The 16791-nt window shown below is 55.8% G+C and carries 13 protein-coding genes, 2 pseudogenes and 1 CRISPR repeat array; of the genes and pseudogenes, 3 read left to right on the top strand and 12 right to left on the bottom strand.

The window, feature by feature from the left end; genetic code table 11:
• Nucleotides 1–24: 24 nt before the first annotated feature.
• Nucleotides 25–480 (bottom strand): YhbP family protein, encoded by a 456-nt coding sequence (locus B4923_RS08110; protein ID WP_109053846.1) that lies wholly within the window; start codon nt 478–480, stop codon nt 25–27.
• A 10-nt stretch (nt 481–490) separates the two neighbouring features.
• The gene (locus B4923_RS08105; RefSeq protein WP_109053845.1) at nt 491–937 is read right to left on the bottom strand and encodes a winged helix-turn-helix transcriptional regulator; all 447 of its coding nucleotides are present in this window, start codon (nt 935–937) and stop codon (nt 491–493) included.
• A 148-nt stretch (nt 938–1085) separates the two neighbouring features.
• On the opposite strand from B4923_RS08105, the pseudogene B4923_RS08100 reads away from it, so the two are divergent.
• Both B4923_RS08100 and B4923_RS08095 read left to right on the top strand, forming a co-directional pair.
• A pseudogene (locus B4923_RS08100) lies at nt 1086–2338 on the top strand (MFS transporter).
• Between the two features lie 13 nt (nt 2339–2351).
• A complete protein-coding gene (locus B4923_RS08095) occupies nt 2352–3707 on the top strand; it encodes a pyridoxal phosphate-dependent decarboxylase family protein (RefSeq protein WP_109053844.1) in 1356 nt (451 codons plus the stop codon).
• On the opposite strand, the gene B4923_RS08090 is transcribed toward B4923_RS08095, so the two are convergent.
• Nucleotides 3704–5947: a YgiQ family radical SAM protein gene (locus tag B4923_RS08090; RefSeq protein ID WP_109053843.1), complete on the bottom strand. Its 2244-nt coding sequence runs from the start codon at nt 5945–5947 to the stop codon at nt 3704–3706. The genes B4923_RS08095 and B4923_RS08090 overlap by 4 nt on opposite strands.
• Before the next feature lie 372 nt (nt 5948–6319).
• Between B4923_RS08090 and B4923_RS08080 the strand changes: the two genes are divergently transcribed.
• Nucleotides 6320–6997 (top strand): hypothetical protein, encoded by a 678-nt coding sequence (locus B4923_RS08080; RefSeq protein WP_146187254.1) that lies wholly within the window; start codon nt 6320–6322, stop codon nt 6995–6997.
• Nucleotides 6998–7013: 16 nt separating this feature from the next.
• Here B4923_RS08080 and B4923_RS20775 read toward each other — a convergent pair whose 3' ends face one another.
• From B4923_RS20775 to cas3, 9 genes and pseudogenes are all read right to left on the bottom strand, one after another.
• A complete protein-coding gene (locus B4923_RS20775) occupies nt 7014–7205 on the bottom strand; it encodes a hypothetical protein (RefSeq protein WP_146187253.1) in 192 nt (63 codons plus the stop codon).
• Between the two features lie 88 nt (nt 7206–7293).
• Nucleotides 7294–7993: direct repeats of the CRISPR family, unit length 29 nt; unit sequence CGGTTTATCCCCGCGGGCGCGGGGAACAC.
• A gap of 84 nt (nt 7994–8077) precedes the next feature.
• A complete protein-coding gene (cas2e, locus tag B4923_RS08075) occupies nt 8078–8371 on the bottom strand; it encodes a type I-E CRISPR-associated endoribonuclease Cas2e (RefSeq protein WP_109053840.1) in 294 nt (97 codons plus the stop codon).
• 1 nt (nt 8372) lies between these two features.
• Nucleotides 8373–9290, bottom strand: coding sequence for a type I-E CRISPR-associated endonuclease Cas1e (gene cas1e, locus B4923_RS08070; RefSeq protein ID WP_109053839.1), 918 nt, complete (start codon nt 9288–9290; stop codon nt 8373–8375).
• Nucleotides 9291–9317: 27 nt separating this feature from the next.
• On the bottom strand, nt 9318–9968 hold the full coding sequence (gene cas6e, locus B4923_RS08065; RefSeq protein ID WP_109053838.1) for a type I-E CRISPR-associated protein Cas6/Cse3/CasE: 651 nt from the start codon (nt 9966–9968) through the stop codon (nt 9318–9320).
• Nucleotides 9968–10702: a type I-E CRISPR-associated protein Cas5/CasD gene (gene cas5e / locus B4923_RS08060; RefSeq protein ID WP_109053837.1), complete on the bottom strand. Its 735-nt coding sequence runs from the start codon at nt 10700–10702 to the stop codon at nt 9968–9970. Before cas5e ends, cas6e begins: the two co-directional genes overlap by 1 nt.
• 9 nt (nt 10703–10711) lie before the next feature.
• Nucleotides 10712–11773, bottom strand: coding sequence for a type I-E CRISPR-associated protein Cas7/Cse4/CasC (gene cas7e, locus B4923_RS08055; protein WP_109053836.1), 1062 nt, complete (start codon nt 11771–11773; stop codon nt 10712–10714).
• Nucleotides 11774–11776: 3 nt separating this feature from the next.
• Nucleotides 11777–12412, bottom strand: a complete 636-nt coding sequence (casB, locus tag B4923_RS08050) for a type I-E CRISPR-associated protein Cse2/CasB (RefSeq protein ID WP_109053835.1) — start codon at nt 12410–12412, stop codon at nt 11777–11779.
• Between the two features lie 16 nt (nt 12413–12428).
• Entirely contained in the window at nt 12429–13949 is a 1521-nt protein-coding gene (gene casA, locus B4923_RS08045) for a type I-E CRISPR-associated protein Cse1/CasA (RefSeq protein WP_109053834.1), read from the bottom strand.
• A gap of 119 nt (nt 13950–14068) precedes the next feature.
• A pseudogene (gene cas3 / locus B4923_RS08040) lies at nt 14069–16789 on the bottom strand (CRISPR-associated helicase Cas3').
• Nucleotides 16790–16791 lie beyond the last annotated feature (2 nt).

Raw genomic sequence — 16791 nt, 5'->3', positions numbered from 1 at the left:
TATCTATCTTTTAACATCATGACGTCATTGCTCAGTTCGTTGCCAATGGCGTTTCTTCCCAAAACCCAACGTGTTGTCCGTCATTTTCAGTTCGGTTAATTGTAAGCGCCACACGGGCGCCTTGACGGATCGGGCGACGGGAAAACGGGAGTAATAATGCGCTCTTGCCTGTTGTTCATCCTCCCCTTGCAATAGCTCGGCGTGCGCCTGAAACTGAACCCCCTTTATCAGCATGACGCTTTTCGGCTGGCCGCTGACCGTCCCGGCAACCCGCGGTTGCCGTCGCATCAGTTCACCATGACGAGTGTGTAACTCCGTCATCAGGTAAAAGGCTACCTGCTGTTGGTCATAAGTATAGAAGCAACTCGCACACCATAAATCCGAATTATCGCCCACGCATAAGGTGAGCACGTGCAGCTTCTTCAGATAACGGGAAATAGCATCAAGCGCGAGCGCTGTCCCCCTGGGTTCTTCTGACATGCCGGCTCCTTCAATCAAGTTTCTGTACAAACGTATCCTGCGCGGTCAATAAACGCCCTTGCGCAGAGTGGGGCGACATGGCTTGCAGAGGCCTGCCGGTTTCTCTGTCCAGCAGTTGGGAATGGGGCTCACCGGGGGAAAAAAGATGCCGTTCTCCCCACTGGCGCAATGCAACCACCAGCGGAAAAAGCTGTTCCCCTTTCGGCGTCAGTACATACTCCTGATAGGCCGAACCATCCGAGGCAGGTTGAACGGTCAAAATATCCTCTTCCACCAGCATACGCAGACGATCGGTCAGTATATTGCGGGCAATGCGCAAACTTCGCTGAAAATCGCTGAAACGGCGGCGATCGTCGAAAGCGTCACGAATGATCAGCAATGACCAGCGATCGCCAATAACATCCAGCGAACGTGCTACCGGACAGGCATCCTCTTTCATACTCTTACGTTTCACCATGGGTATCTCATCCCGATTCTGCATCATCAGGTCCAGCGTCAATCAGCGGACCCGATATTGATATCGCCATTTTGGTTGCATTTTAAAACTGCTATCGCTATGCTTCAATCAGTTTCATTTTGAAACCAATCTTATTCAAGATAGCATGATGACAACAGAAAACCGTATCACGGTGTCTGCCGCATCCGACACCTCATCCCTTTCGCCCCCGCCGGTGACGGCCGGAGCGTTGCCGCGTCCGATCGTCTTATTGTTGGCCTGCGCCAGCGGTCTGAGCGTGGCGAATGTTTACTATGCCCAGCCGCTGCTGGATGCGCTGTCAGCAGATTTCGGCATTGGCACCGCAGCGATCGGCGGCGTCATAACCGCCACGCAGATTGGCTGTGCGCTGTCATTACTGCTGCTGGTGCCGTTGGGCGATCTCATCAATCGGCGCCCCCTGATGCTGGTTCAACTCATCGCGCTGACGTTGGCGCTTCTTTTCGTCAGCATCTCGACTTCGACATCCGGCCTGCTGGCGGGCATGCTAATGGTTGGCATGCTTGGCACCGCCATGACTCAAGGACTGATCGCCTACGCGGCGACGGCCGCTGCGCCACAGGAGCGCGGACGTATTGTCGGCGCGGCACAGGGTGGCGTCGTGGTCGGGCTATTGCTGGCCAGAGTGTTGTCCGGAGTCATTGCCGATTTGGCAGGGTGGCGCAGCGTGTACGGTTTTTCCGCTCTGCTGATGCTGCTGCTCGGCATCCTGCTGTGGCGCACATTACCCCATCAGCAACCCGCCGCATCCCAACCATCTTACCCTACATTGCTGCTGTCCATGCTGACCTTACTGCGCGATGAGCGAATATTGCAAATTCGCGGCACTATCGCATTACTGATGTTTGCCGCCTTGAGTATTTTCTGGAGCGCGTTGGTTTTACCACTGAGCACAGCCCCTACGCCTTTTCTCATACGGCCATTGGCGCATTTGGTCTGGTCGGAGTATTAGGCGCATTGGCTGCGGTAAAAGCGGGCTCGCTGGCGGACAACGGCCGCGAACAGTGGGTCAGCGGAGGCGCTCTGCTATTGCTGCTGGCTGCGTGGTTGCCACTATGGCTAACCAGCTATTCGTTGTATGCGTTGGCGATCGGCATCATCGCGCTGGACCTCGGAGCCCAGGCGATTCACGTCACTAACCAAAGTATGATTTTCAAGACGCATCCTGACGCTCACAGCCGTCTGGTGGGTTGCTATATGCTGTTTTACAGCGTCGGCAGCGGGCTTGGCGCAATGATGACCACTCACGCTTACGCTCATGCGGGCTGGTCTGGCGTATGTCTGCTTGGGGCGGGCGTCAGCCTGCTGGCATTATTGTTCTGGACGCTGACTCTGCGGATGTCGGTGGCTCGCCAACCATGATAAGGGGAACACGATGGACGAACTGACCTTACTGGCCGACGCCGATGAGCGCGGCAGACGTTACACCGCAGGAAATGGACAGCGGCAAGTTTTCCCGCAGGCGGAAGCGCTGGCGGCGCTGTCTCGTTTTGACGAGGCGCTCCCTCGGCAGGGACTACCCGCGCAGGATACGCTGCAATTACTGGATGAAGCCGGGTCTCCTGCCACCTCATCATCCAATGGCCCACACTATTTCGGCTTCGTCATCGGCGCTTCTCTGCCTGTCGCCGCCGCAGCCGAACGATTGATGATTGCCTGGGATCAATGCGCCTCAACGTTTGATAACTCCCCCGTCTCCGCCACGCTGGAACGGCTCGCCGGACGCTGGGTGCTGGATGCTCTGAACCTCCCTTCAACAAGCGCAGTTGGTTTCGGCACCAGCGCCACCGCCTGTACGCTTACCTGCCTGGCCGCGGCTCGTCGCGCGATACTGGCTAAACAAAAGTGGGATTTTGATAACGATGGGCTCAGCGGCGCACCGCAAATCAAGGTCGTGATTTCCGAGCTGGCCCATATCACGGTAAAAAAAGCGCTGCGTGTGCTTGGCTTCGGGCTGCGTCATCTTATCGTCGCCCCGATCAATCAATACGGGCAGGTTGATATTGCACAACTGCCGCCGCTGGATGATCTCACCATTCTCTGTTTACAGGCGGGAGAAGTGAATACCGGCGAGTTCGACGACTTCGCAAACATCATTCCCGCCGCGAAAGCCGCAGGCGCCTGGGTACATGTCGATGGCGCCTTTGGCCTGTGGGCGCGGGCGTCAGCTCATGCGGCGCTGACGGCAGGGATTGAATTGGCGGATAGCTGGACTACCGATGCCCACAAATGGCTAAACACTCCTTATGATTGCGCAATGGCGATTTGCCGCGAGCCCGGCTTACTGGCGGAAGCGATGAACAGCGATGCCGCCTATTCCAGCGCCGCTCAGGATGCACAAAAGAACCTGACGCTGGAATTTTCCCGCCGCCCGCGCGGTATTCCGGTATGGGCGGCCCTACGTACGCTGGGACGCGACGGCATCGCTGAAATGGTAGAACGGCACTGCCGACAGGCGCGTCTGATTGCCGACGGTCTGCGTGCGGCAAACTTTGAAGTGCTAAACCGGGTAATGCTCAATCAGGTACTGGTACGCGGAGCGACCGACAGCCAGACCACCGCCATACGTGAAGCGCTTCAGGCCTCGGGCAAAGCCTGGTTTGGCGCGACAGTCTGGCAGGGACGTACGGCATTGCGTATCAGCGTGTCGTCCTGGCGCACGCAGGATGAGGATGCGCGGGCGCTGGTGGCGTTGCTGGTAAAGATCAGGGAACAGATCAAACGATCTTAAGACGATTTTTTCCCTTGAATAACGCATCTTGTCTGGCCCGATTTTTTACCCGCTTTGCCATTTTTAGCCACCGTCTGACGGCCTGATACGGCTTTTTTCGCTGATGACTTAGGGGATAGCGGCGGCGCAGTAAAACGGGTCAATGCAGGACGACTGGGTAAGCCGCCTTTTGTGCCTGAACCACCGCGCGGCGCGGCGCGTTCCCCCGGCGTTTCTGCCGGGATCAGGCAGTCAGGCCGGTTGCCAATCAGCCGTTTCATCCCCATTGCGATCAGAGCGTCGCGGATCAGCGGCCAGTTCGCCGGATCGTGATAGCGCAGCAGCGCTTTATGCAGGCGACGCTGGCGTTCGCCCCGAGGCACCACCACATCTTCACTCTTGTAATCCACTTTGCTCAGCGGATTCTTACCGCTGTAATACATGGTGGTGGCATTCGCCAGCGGGGAAGGATAAAAGTTTTGTACCTGATCCAATCGGAAACGGTTTTCTTTCAACCAGAGCGCCAGATTGACCATATCTTCATCCCGGGTTCCCGGATGCGCGGAGATAAAGTAAGGGATCAGATACTGCTGTTTTCCCGCCTGTTTTGAATAGGTGTCAAAAAGCTGTTTGAAGCGATGATAGCTGCCCATGCCGGGCTTCATCATTTTCGACAGCGGCCCCGCTTCGGTGTGTTCCGGCGCGATCTTAAGATATCCGCCCACATGATGCTCGGCCAGTTCCTTGATATAACGCGGATCTTCCACCGCCAGATCGTAACGGACACCGGAAGCGATGAGGATTTTTTTGATACCTTTCAGGCTGCGGGTGCGCCGATAAAGCTTAATGGTCGGCTCATGGTTGGTATCCATGTGCGAACAGATTTCGGGGTAAAGACAGGACGCCCGCCGACAGGTCTGTTCGGCGCGCGGCGACTGGCAGCGCAGCATATACATATTTGCCGTCGGGCCGCCCAAATCGGAAATAACACCGGTAAATCCCGGTACGCGATCGCGGATCTCTTCGATCTCTTTAACAATCGACGCTTCCGATCGGCTCTGGATGATCCGCCCTTCATGCTCAGTGATCGAACAGAAGGAACAGCCGCCATAACACCCGCGCATGATGTTGATCGAAAAACGGATCATATCGTAGGCGGGAATGACGGCATTACCGTAAGAAGGATGCGGGACACGCTGAAACGGCAGGGCAAACACCGCATCCATCTCTTCAGTCGAGAGAGGGATCGCCGGCGGATTAATCCAGACGTAACGGTCGCCATGCTTTTGCATCAATGCTCTGGCGCACCCCGGATTGGTTTCGTGGTGCAATATCCGCGACGCATGGGCGTACATCACTTTATCGCCTTTCACTTTTTCAAATGATGGCAAGAGAACGTAGGTTTTTTCCCACGGCTTAGGCTTCGCTGCTCGTACGGTGATTGGCTGAGCCGAATCCTGTACAGGGAGTTCCCCTTCGACGCAGGGTAAATCTTCACCGTAAGGATTCATAATCGGTTCAATGCGACCGGGCTTGTCGAGTCGCGTTGAGTCAACCCCACTCCAGCCAATCAACGCGGTTTTACGCATCACGGCGGTATTGCGCACATCCTGAATATCGCTTATCGCTTCACCCGCCGCCAACCGATGCGCGACCTCCACCAACGGGCGTTCACCATTACCATAGACCAGCATGTCCGCCTTGGCATCCACCAGCACCGAGCGCCGCACGGTGTCAGACCAGTAGTCATAATGCGCGATACGCCGCAGGCTGGCTTCAATACCGCCCAGAATCACCGGCACGTCGTTATAAGCCTCCTTGCAGCGCTGGCTATACACCAGCGTTGCGCGATCCGGCCTTTTCCCACCGATATTGTCGGGCGTATAGGCATCGTCATGACGTAATTTGCGATCCGCCGTGTAACGGTTGATCATCGAATCCATATTTCCGGCGGTGACGCCAAAAAACAGATTGGGCTTACCGAGACGCATAAAATCGTTTTTCGACGTCCAGTCAGGCTGCGAGATAATACCTACGCGAAATCCCTGAGCCTCCAGCATTCGACCGATAATCGCCATGCCAAAACTCGGATGATCAACATACGCATCCCCGGTCACCACTATCACATCACAACTGTCCCACCCCAGTTCATCCATTTCCTCCCGCGACATCGGAAAAAAGGGGGCGGTACCGTAACACTCGGCCCAATAGCGCGGGTATGAGAACAGTGTACGTTCGGGCTGGATCAGGCTGATTGGCATGGCATTCTTCGTTGTCAAAAATGGGGTTAGGTCAACCCGGTTAATCTTTGATAGTTTATTAACCAGGGGACAGAGAGCGGAATTATACGTGGACAAAAATAAAACTGCTGGCCAGAGTCACGCGGATATGCGACGGATCAAGACTTTCGCCCCGGAACTGCTCTTAACTATGCGGAAGCACTCATTACTTCAGTGATGCTCCCCACTAAACCGCGCTTCTCAACCATTTATCGTTCTCAAGAGAAGGCAACGCGCTAGTTTAGCGTGGTTCGTTCGCCGGCAGGGAAAGCTGATTGGCATGATATTCATTACTCCGGGACTCAGGGCGGCGGCTCAGCAGCGTTAATGCCGCTGCCGGTACAAGGAAAAACGATGATTTCAATCACAGCAGGTATGACAGAGCGATACCGCCGCACACCTTTTGGCGTTCTGGCGCTGCGGGGATATCAGGAAAGCGCCGGGGGATTACAGCGTTTTCGGGAGCGGGCGGACAGTGAACTGACGAAACTCCGGCAGACGCATGGCAATAGGGACAGAAAAGCGCTGGTCGATGCCGACAATACCCTTGCCGCCTACGTGCGCTATTATAAAAAGTTCAAGAAAACCTATCACGTTCTCCCGCAAATCGAATCAGCGCTGAACGGGAAAAGTCTGCCTGACGCTCCGGGACTCATACAGGCGCTGTTATTGGCCGAGCTCACCACGTCACTGTTGATTGCCGGCCATGACCTGCAACATCTGACATTGCCGCTGACCATTGATGTGTCGCAGGGTAACGAGCACTATTTGGCGGCCGGCGACCGTGATGTTCAGCCGAAGCGCAATGACATCTGCCTCAAAGACCGGGATGGCATCATCCTGAGCATTATCTACGGCCAGGACGACAAGTCGCGCATTACCGACACTACCCGTGACGTACTTTTCTTCATTGACGGCGTTCCCGGCATCGAGCATGTCGTTATGGAAGCCGGGCTTGATCACCTGCTCGACCTGCTTCAGACCCTGTGCCCTGATGCCGGGGTTGAGTACCACACCATAATCGAAGCATAGCCCCTCTACTACGCGTTCATTCCAGACGCCGCCAGACTCGGCAAAATACCTCGCTGGCGTTTTGCCAACCGCTTTCCCAGGCATATTGTTGAATGCGGCCATGATTCAGATTCATAACCAAACGGCTAAAATTCACGACCAGCGCAAGCGCAATAAAAGCATGCCACAACGCCGGATTCGGCAACGGATACAGGGAACCCGCTCGCATCAATCCGGTACTGCCAGTCGGGAATCGATTTTTATCCCCGTTGACACGGGGAATACAAACGCGCCAAAGCCGGCCAGGTCATCGGCAACGGTTTATCCCCGCTGGCGCGGGGAACACTACCCCGAGCTGCTGTGCTGTCAGCCAATGCTCGGTTTATCCCCGCGGGCGCGGGGAACACATATGACTGCATCGAACATCACCGATATCGGCCGGTTTATCCCTGCGGGCGCGGGGAACACGTAATAAAACCGTTATTTCCCCTGAATGGAAACGGTTTATCCCCGCGGGCGCGGGGAACACTTCCCACGTATCATCCCGGTAGTTCATGATCTCGGTTTATCCCCGCGGGCGCGGGGAACACTGTTCTGGGGCATTAACGCGACTTTTGGTCCGCGGTTTATCCCCGCGGGCGCGGGGAACACACATTGAAATGCAGAAAATCAATGATAAATATCGGTTTATCCCCGCGGGCGCGGGGAACACTCACCGATATACGCCTTCCAGTGGTTTGATAGCGGTTTATCCCCGCGGGCGCGGGGAACACTGTGCGAAATCGTCCAGGATCTGTTTAGACGCCGGTTTATCCCCGCGGGCGCGGGGAACACATGAAATATTTTTATTCAGTGAATACTAATCTCGGTTTATCCCCGCGGGCGCGGGGAACACACCATGAGGAATTAGTGGAACGGAAACCTCGGCGGTTTATCCCCGCGGGCGCGGGGAACACACTTTGTTCCCATTCAAATTTATCAAAATATACGGTTTATCCCCGCGGGCGCGGGGAACACACTAAGTGTAGTGTATTGTTTTATAAAGGTTTATTTTAAAGAGTAAAATTCACCAAATTTCCCCTATTTTTAAAGAGCTGTAACTTATTGATTTTCAGATGGATAGAATGAGACCAACCGCAGTCCGTCTAGGTCTACCGGCATACGCCGATTTTCTCCCCAGGTTTGAAATTCAAAACCGGACTCGGTGTTCGTTGCCCATGCCATCACCACGTTTCCCTGTTCAGCCAACTCAACAATTTGCTGCCAAATCATTTCCCTGATGCGCTGCGACGTATCGCCGACATAGACGCCCGCTCTCACCTCCAACAGCCAAATAGCCAAACGCCCACGTAGGCGAGGCGGTGCATTCTCTGCCACAACCACTAACATACTCATTTCAGCGATGCCCCCGATGTCCAATATCACCAAGCGTTTTGGGCTCAGGAATAGCTGGCGGTTGTGCATCTTCAGGCGGCAGCGGCGGGTTGATACCTCCGGCAGCAAGCACGTCTTCTATAAGAGGGATAAGTCTGCCAAGCGTTTTCTGGCTGCGGAAAATATCGCGGCAGGCGAGACGCACTTCACGATCTGGCTCGGCTGGATTACGCGCCGCAATTTCAAAGGCTTTGGGAACCACACCGTCAAACTTGATGATATCGGCAATGTCATAAACAAAAGATAACGGTTTACCGCTGTGGACAAACCCGATAGCGGGGGCATACCCCGCCGCCAGCACCGCCGCTTCCGTGATACCGTACAAGCAGGCAGTAGCGGCGCTAATGCACTGATTAACTTTGTCGCCCCGCGCCCAATCCTTCGGATCATAACGCCGCCCATTCCACTTTACGCCATACTGCTGCGCCAATAACGTGTACGTTTGCCGGACTCTGGCACCTTCAATACCTCGTAATTGATCGACCGAGCGTCGGCTTGGCGCCGGTTCGCCAAAGCGCAGTTCGAACATCTTCCGCACCACTTTCAGGCGCAATTCCTCATCCAGCGCCAATTTGGCCTGATAGAGCAACTTATCCGACCGCGCGCCGCCGGGCTGTCCGGAGGCGTACAGCCGCACCCCCGCCTCGCCAACCCAGACGAGCAGCGTTCCCACCGTCGCGGCCAGTCGCACTGCCGCATGAGAAACCCGCGTTCCCGGCTCCAGCATGATGCAAGCGACCGAACCGATGGGAATGTGTGTGCGAACACCGGTTTTATCCACCAGCACAAACGCGCCATCAATGACGTCGATCTGTCCGTATTGCAGAAAAATCAATGAGACGCGATCTTTCAGCGGAATCGGATTCAAGGGAACATACATGACCAACTCTCCTTGTCCTAACCTGTGCTACGCTCGTTTCAGTAACAGTAATCCGCATCCTAACGCTTTACTTTTTCCCAGCCCTTGCCGGACCGTCTCGGCAAACCGTTCGGCGTCCGTGATATGCAACAATCCGTCATAGTCAACGCTGTTGAACATAATCGCGGCGGACTGACCGGGCTTATTGAAACGATGGCGTTGATATCCATCCACCCTACATGGCGACTCAACGGAGAAACCGCGTTTTTCGCCCTGGCGCCGTAACCAGTCGAACGCGCGCTGCTGCTGGTGCCGCCAGAGTTCCACACCATGCAGTCCGGTGGCTTTTCCCTGCTGTCGGGCATCCATCAGCACGTCGCTGCGCTTGCCGTCACGCGTTACTACCGGGTTGGCCCGTAGCGAAAATACCAGCGCCATGCCGTTACGCCACTGCGGCTGATAAGGTTTGGTTTCTATCTGAAACAGATTATGCTCAGCCTGCGGCGGCTGGCTGGAAAGTAGGAAAAACACGCTTTCCGCTTCACGCACATCCTCTCTAAATAGAAACTGGCGCTGCGGTTGATCGGGGAAAAGCTGCCAGAGCCACTGGTGGCTGGCATAGCCGCCGGCATTCTGCCGCTTCTCCGCCATGACGCGCGATAAGGCGGAAAGCCGTAGCGTTATTCTGGAAAAATACATTATTTCTCTCCTTTCCAGTCGCCGGCGTATTGTACGCGGTACGTGAACTGCCAGCGCCGACGGTCGGCAGGCTGATCGTTACGCGATACCTGATGCGATAACCTCAGCCCGGTATCGCTTTCCTGCTCCCAGTAGCACAATCCGTCCGCGTGATTAATGGTTATCAGCGCCGGATCGTTGAGCGCCGGCTCCCGGCTGGCCTGCCGCCAAACCTCTGCCAGCGAGCCGGAAAACAGGTGTGGCGCAAGCGGCAGCGCGGGCGGACAGCTTTTACGCCCGAAATAGAGCGTAAACACCGGCGACAGCAGCGCCTCGCGCAGTGCGCCTAACGAATAGGGCGCGCCCGGTGTTTCGCTAATCGCGATGTGATAATAAGCGTCGCAGCGGTATTCGCGTGAGGTCAACATGGTTTCCAGCGACTGTCCGGCCTCGGGACGCAGTTCATCACGTCGGGTATAGCGTGGTACTTTGCGGTTTTCCTTTGGCATCTGTACCGTGTGATAGTCGTTCAGCCAGGTATCGCGCCCCGACAATGGACGCACCGCCACATGGTAATGTTGGTTGAAAGTGTGCAACGCGATATGATCGTCACGTCGAATTCCCAGCGCCGCCGCCAGCATCCCCAACAGCGCCGACCGGCTGGGCACCGTCGCGGTATGGCGCACCTCGCCGACCGCCGCTTCCCCCCACGACACCAGCGGAGCGTAGATCTGGAAAACCAGATAGTTGTCCATGTTGTTCTCCTACCGGCTGATAAAATCCAGCAATCCCTTCAGCGTTCCGTTTTCCGCTTCCACGTCCAGTTCATAAGACTGGCTGCCCTGTTCCGACGCATAAACGCGATCAAACCTGGTCTTTTGCTTACGCAGCAGCTCAATGGCGTCCTGCACCTGATCCTCACTGCGAACGGGTTTAAAGAACGCCACGGACAGCGTACGCGGCTGCGCCGTGCCTTTTTCCGCTAACGCATAGGAGGCATACGCCCGGCTGGCGAAGCTGTTCTGCTTACCGCCCGGCGGAACGGTCAGCGCTGTTTCCGCCAGGGCACGCAATGTGCGTTCCATCAGCGCCTCATCGTTATTCAGGTTTTCCAGTAACAGATCGCGATTAATGCAGAGGTAGTGGTAAAACAGCGATGAGGCAAAGCCCTGTTCACCCATATGCGCCGAACCGCTGTCTTCCGCCGTATTCAGGTCATCCACTGCGGTAAAAAAATCATCTTCGATCGTCACCGCGCTGACGCCCAGCGCATGCGCCACCTGACAGGCGGCTTCAACATTAAATGCGGGACTGGAGGCCAACATCCGGCCAAACAGCGCGATATCCACGCTGGTCGTATCGTTGCGCAGCAACGCCAGTTCATCGCCGTTGGGTTCACGCGATTCGGCCGCCAGACGGGCAATCAGTTGGTCGATCCGTTCTTTTTCCTGTACGCTGAGATGCACCAACTGCTCAATGTCATATTTCTCCAGTTTGTCTTCGCTGCCCTTCTCTTCTTTTTTCAGCTTGCCAAACTGGGCGGCAATGCTCAGTGCCGCTTTATCCGCCAGTTTTTTATTCAGGCCCGCCGCCGTGAGCTTGACGTATACCTCGCGCCCCAGCCGGCGACTCCGGGTGCCAATGTGTCCATCGAGCGCTTCTTCGAATATCTCGGACGTACGCCATGCGCGTTTCAGGCTCTGCGAGGAAATACGCAGGCGCTCAACGCCGCCGACAATCGCGGTTTTCGGCCGGCCCGCATCGTCACGATTCAGGTTGGAGGACGGATAAGCGGTTAAAAAATGGAGCTGAATAAAAGTAGTCATCGGTTATTCCTTATCTGATGGTTCGGCTGTGTTCGTCTGGCCTTCTGTGCCTGAATCCTGCGAAGCTTGCGCATATTCACACGCCCAGCGCACCGCATTGCGTCGCAGCGGATGAATATCCGGCATGAGATTTTTACGGCGCGCCTGCCATTCATCCGCCCACAGGAAAATGCCGTCCGCCAGCGACGGCAGGTTCACGCCGTCTTCACCGCGTATTTTTACGGCGCGAAAAAGCTGGCGATATAACTCATCCGGCGTCGCCGCTCGTTGCAGACGTTCAAAACGCAGTGGAGACAGGTAAGCGCGGTCGCTGCCTTTGATTTTCTCGCCGAGCTGCGCGGCAAAACTTTTTTTATCTTTTGGTAAGGTGTTTCTTGCCGTATGAACCGCGACGGAAACAAAAATGGACAGCGCCATAATGCGCGTTTCGCTGGTCAATCGCTGGCTCAACGATGCCGCCAGATCGTGATACCCGGCGCAGGTCAGCACGCCATAGGGCGCGTTAGCCCGGCGTAATTCAGCCCGCCGCGCGCGACCGTTATACGTCGGGTTACGACGGTGTTGTAGGCCATCAAACCAGCGGTTAATCCTGTCTGCCTCATCGCTGTTGATCACCAGAAGATCGGCCGTGTTCGCCATAAAATGCCTCCTACGTTTATCCCTGCATCTGAGTAATGAGCTGTGCCGCTTTTTGCTTATCGAAAAACGCGGTCATTTTTTTACGCGTAGCGGCCACGGCCGCCAGATCGCGGTGTTCATCCGGATTAGTGAATACGCGGGCGTCGTAGGTGGAGAGCAAATAGTGATACAGCAAACGCCGCCATGTCTTGAGTGCAGCAGCCGGGCTGACGTTCTGCCCCAGCGCCTGACAAAAACGGACAAATCCCGGTTGGGTTTCCTGCCAGAAGGCGAGATCAATAGCGCTAAAATCCCCTTTGACGTCTTTCGGGCGCGAAAACCAGGCTTCCTTAATCGACTGCCGCAGCAACCCTACGCTGTCCCGCGCCAGATCGACCGCCAGTTCCAGGTAATCCTTATATTCACGCAGACTATCGTGCAACAGCGGGACGCGATGCTCATACCAGCAACGCGCTTTCATATTGTCCATGTCATAACCAAAGCACCATAATCCGGCTTTGCGCAGCGGCCGCCGTTGCGCATTTTGTCGCACCGCCGTGGCCGGGAACATTCGGTTATGCTTGTCCTCGCTTTTGACGATAAGACCGAGCCAGTCGCGGTACGCCAGCCCGCCCGGCTGGCCTTTGACCGACAAAAACGGCGCCGCGTCATCTTTCAGCGCCCGCCGATAGGGCGTCAACGGATGCCGCCAGCAGTCATACTGAATACCGTAATTTTTGCTGCGATAGTGCATGAACAGAGACGTCGATACTGTTCCGCACAGATCGCACTCACCCTGTTGCACGGTAGTGAAATCCAGTTCGATGCGGCGCGGCATCCCCCAGTAGGCCTGTAACAGATGCGCGTTTTCCGGCGTCACTGGCGGATGCGCGCCATCGCTGGTTGGCGTGGCGGCCAGCCAGGGGAAAACCGACGCATCAACGGCGCCGGCTGGGATCACTTCCCGCGTGACGACGTTCATCCAGAGTTTTTTCCACAGCGGCAGATGGGCGTCTTCCGGCATCAGCAGCGTGGTGATTGGCCCGCCGCCGCGCATGCCGGTGCGGTGCCCCTGCCCGCCTGACGGGGCGTTGGTTTGCAGCGTGAACAGCGCCATTGCCGCGCAGTGCGGACACACGGCCTTTACCGTGCCGCGCTTGATAAAGTGATCTTTATTCAATTTGAGCGTATTACCGCCGGGTGCCTCGATCAGTAAACCGGATATCGACGCCGCCTCGCTGTCAAGCGTGTCGAAATCCTGCATAAACGCGGGTTTCTGCGCGCCAAACCGCATTGCGGGCGCTAATGAAGCCAACGCCTGCGGCCAGCCGGCACCAAGGCCGTCCTCCCAAATCGCTTCCCACGCATCGTCATCGGCGGGGGAATAAGCGGTCTGTAACAAACCAATAAGCAGTTGATAGGCCGCTCCCTGAAAATCGGCGCGCGGCCAGGCTAGATCGATAATGTCGTTGTCGGCGAGTTGCTGTGGGGAAATCTTGTCAATCCGGCCATCCGCATGCACGGCGGGCAACCATTGTGTTTCAATCAATGAAAACATCAATTCCTCCTGAGTATGTCGCACGGATGCGGCATCGCTCGCAAAGTCTGCTACCAGAAAAACGCTCCCCTTGCCTGCGGTTATCTTTCTGTTAGCAATTGTCCTTACCCGTTGGTATATCACGTATCCTGAATACTCAACCCCATCGTTTTGCTGTAAAAAGCGTGACTTTCCACGTTGCTCAACAGTAGCACCTCAGCGTGCGGCCGATGCAACTGCTGGCGAAACTGCTCCAGCGCTTCGCCTTCCAGCACGGGCAATGACTTTTTATGTTTCTGCCACCAGCTTTCCCGTACCTGTAAACGACTTTTTTCCCACGCAAACTCTTCCGGCGAAGCGTAAGGCAACGGCAGATGGCCTTCTTCATCCGATACGCGTGCCAGATAAATATCCAGCGTCGCGTCCCCCAGCCGAATGGAAATTTCCACGGCGTCACTCCAACCCGAATCGCTGGATTTGGCGCAGTAGCCATGCACTAACGCCAGCGATGACTGTCCGGCTATCGACCGCTGACTATACTGTTTCCCCAGCACAATGTTGGCGATCGCCTCCAACGCGGCGGGCACCGCAATCTGCTCTTCATAAACGCTGTTAATCAAGCGCCGGGCGTCTTCCGGCATTCTGATCGCCCCGCGTTCACGCAGGATCGCCTGCGTACGCCACAATGCCGCATGGTCGGGATACACATAGCCGCTGTTGCGCAGTTCGCCGCCCAGCCAGTCGGCGTCGGCTTCAGGCTGCCATTCCGGCGCCAGGACATGCAGCACGGCAGCAGGGCGCTCATCGGTCAGCGGCGCTTCGTCCTGCGCCGTTTTCCGGCGGCCATCAAGACGGCGAATATGCCGCTGTAAACGCCCGACTCGTTGGATCAGTAAATCAATCGGCGCTAAATCGCTAATCATGTTATCCACATCAATATCCAGCGACTGTTCAACCACCTGCGTGGCAATCAGCACTTTGCCCGAACGCTGTGCGGGCGTGCTGTCTTTACCAAACCAGCTCAGCGCCTGCTCTTCAATCGACAAACGATCGCAAAAGGCGAAACGGCTATGGAACAACAACATGTCATCCTGCGCCACGCCTTCTGCCACAAGCTGGCGATAGACCGCAATGGCGTCATCCACGCTGTTTCTGATCCAGCATATAGATTGTCCAGCCGCTATCGCCGCCTTGATAATCGCAATGCCTTGTTCTCTGGCGGTCAGCCAGCCGATGGTGACTTCACGCTTCACTTCCTGTCGAGTTTCCAGCGCATTTTCCCGCAATCCCTGCCGGTTAAGCTGGGTAAACCACGGATAACGCGCATCAGGATCGGGTTGCCATCCCGTTTCATATGCCAAGCCCTGCGCAAAGGCCCGCGTCAACCTTTCACGCAGGCTGAACGGCAAGGTTGCCGTCAGCACAATCGCGCTACCTCCTTGCCGGGCATGGAAACCGAGTAAATGTTCGATCAGCTTGCTCATGTAGGCATCATAGGCATGGATTTCGTCCAGAATGAGGATCTTGTGCTGTAATCCCAGCACACGCAGCGACTGATGGCGGAACGGCATCACCGCCATCAATGCCTGATCGAGCGTTCCCACCCCGACATCCGCCAGCAGCGCTTTCTTACGCGAATCAGCAAACCAGATATTGCAGTCTTTGCTGGCGGTATTCTCTCCGTTGTCGTACTGCGTCTGTCCCTGACTTTCACCCTCCCACAGCGATTGCGTGAAGGCATGCGACATATGGCGCGCGCCGTGCGCCAAGATCAGGGACGGAGAGTGATCAGGCCGATAGAGTGCCCGGTATGCCGCGGATAACCGCTGATACATGGCATTGGCCGTCGCCATCGTCGGCAAACCGACATAAATGCCCCCGCCTTTTTGCTGCGTCATCAGCCGATGCGCCAAGATCATCGCAGCTTCCGTTTTACCCGCGCCGGTGACATCTTCCAGAATAAAAAGCTGCGGCCCGTCGGTGGAAATATCGGCCTCCAGCGCCTGCTGTTGCAACGGCGTCGGTTGCTGGATAAACGGAAATAGCTGCTGGATATGTTGAAAAGACGAAAGTGCCGGCGTGCGCGGTAAACATGAGACGACTTTTTCCGCCGTCGGTAACGCATAGCGCTGCCAGTAATCGCTCAGTGGTATTGGCTCGCTGCAATAGTGAAAATCCTGCTGACGCGATCCCAGCCAGTCAGCCAGAACGGTCAGCCCGGCAAGCGCCCAACTCCGTTGTTTCAGCGTTGCCTGCCAGCATCGGTCGGCAAAACAGGCGGGCAAGGAAGAAAGATCGGGAAAAACGGAAGTTAGATCGCACAGATAATCCTTAATCGCCAGATAATCATCGGCGTGAAAAGCCAATTTTCCCTTGCATCCCGGTTCCGGAGGCTTGCCGTGGTGCCCGGTCATGATGTTCAGCCAGATATCCAGCGTTTTCTGAACGGAACCAGATATATCGCCGAAAGGAAATATCGACGGAATATCGTCACGATATTCCCACAGCCAGAAACCTAATGAATCATGTCGGGCGGAATCGACCTGTCCTGCGTTTTGTACTAACGGCGAGTCGGGATTACTATATTTCCGTTGAAATCCACGGGCGAATTTTCCAATATCATGCCACGCCAGAAAATAAGCAAACCACTGTGCCCCGTTTTCATTATCTAATTCAAGTTCGGATAATATATTGTCAGCCTAGAAATAATTTTTCTTTAATAAAAAATATCCGCAGGCGGCCACATCAAGGCAATGGTAAGGCAGCAGATGATAATCATCCCCGCCCAGCTTATCCGGCGATTTACGGGCTTTTCCCCAATAACGAAAATAACGCTGATCGGCTACGTCTTCATTCGCCATCT

This window comes from Brenneria roseae subsp. americana (assembly GCF_003115815.1).
Classification (GTDB): domain Bacteria; phylum Pseudomonadota; class Gammaproteobacteria; order Enterobacterales; family Enterobacteriaceae; genus Brenneria; species Brenneria roseae.
The sequence above is the reverse complement of the archived record's forward strand: the minus strand, read 5'-3'. Positions and strand labels throughout refer to the sequence as shown.

Excerpts from the sequence above, each read along its gene's own strand:
- B4923_RS08110 (WP_109053846.1), bottom strand. The coding sequence starts at position 480 with ATGTCAGAAGAACCCAGGGGGACAGCGCTCGCGCTTGATGCTATTTCC.
- B4923_RS08105 (WP_109053845.1), bottom strand. The coding sequence starts at position 937 with ATGGTGAAACGTAAGAGTATGAAAGAGGATGCCTGTCCGGTAGCACGT.
- B4923_RS08095 (WP_109053844.1), top strand. The coding sequence starts at position 2,352 with ATGGACGAACTGACCTTACTGGCCGACGCCGATGAGCGCGGCAGACGT.
- B4923_RS08090 (WP_109053843.1), bottom strand. The coding sequence starts at position 5,947 with ATGCCAATCAGCCTGATCCAGCCCGAACGTACACTGTTCTCATACCCG.
- B4923_RS08080 (WP_146187254.1), top strand. The coding sequence starts at position 6,320 with ATGATTTCAATCACAGCAGGTATGACAGAGCGATACCGCCGCACACCT.
- B4923_RS20775 (WP_146187253.1), bottom strand. The coding sequence starts at position 7,205 with ATGCGAGCGGGTTCCCTGTATCCGTTGCCGAATCCGGCGTTGTGGCAT.
- cas2e (WP_109053840.1), bottom strand. The coding sequence starts at position 8,371 with ATGAGTATGTTAGTGGTTGTGGCAGAGAATGCACCGCCTCGCCTACGT.
- cas1e (WP_109053839.1), bottom strand. The coding sequence starts at position 9,290 with ATGTATGTTCCCTTGAATCCGATTCCGCTGAAAGATCGCGTCTCATTG.
- cas6e (WP_109053838.1), bottom strand. The coding sequence starts at position 9,968 with ATGTATTTTTCCAGAATAACGCTACGGCTTTCCGCCTTATCGCGCGTC.
- cas5e (WP_109053837.1), bottom strand. The coding sequence starts at position 10,702 with ATGGACAACTATCTGGTTTTCCAGATCTACGCTCCGCTGGTGTCGTGG.
- cas7e (WP_109053836.1), bottom strand. The coding sequence starts at position 11,773 with ATGACTACTTTTATTCAGCTCCATTTTTTAACCGCTTATCCGTCCTCC.
- casB (WP_109053835.1), bottom strand. The coding sequence starts at position 12,412 with ATGGCGAACACGGCCGATCTTCTGGTGATCAACAGCGATGAGGCAGAC.
- casA (WP_109053834.1), bottom strand. The coding sequence starts at position 13,949 with ATGTTTTCATTGATTGAAACACAATGGTTGCCCGCCGTGCATGCGGAT.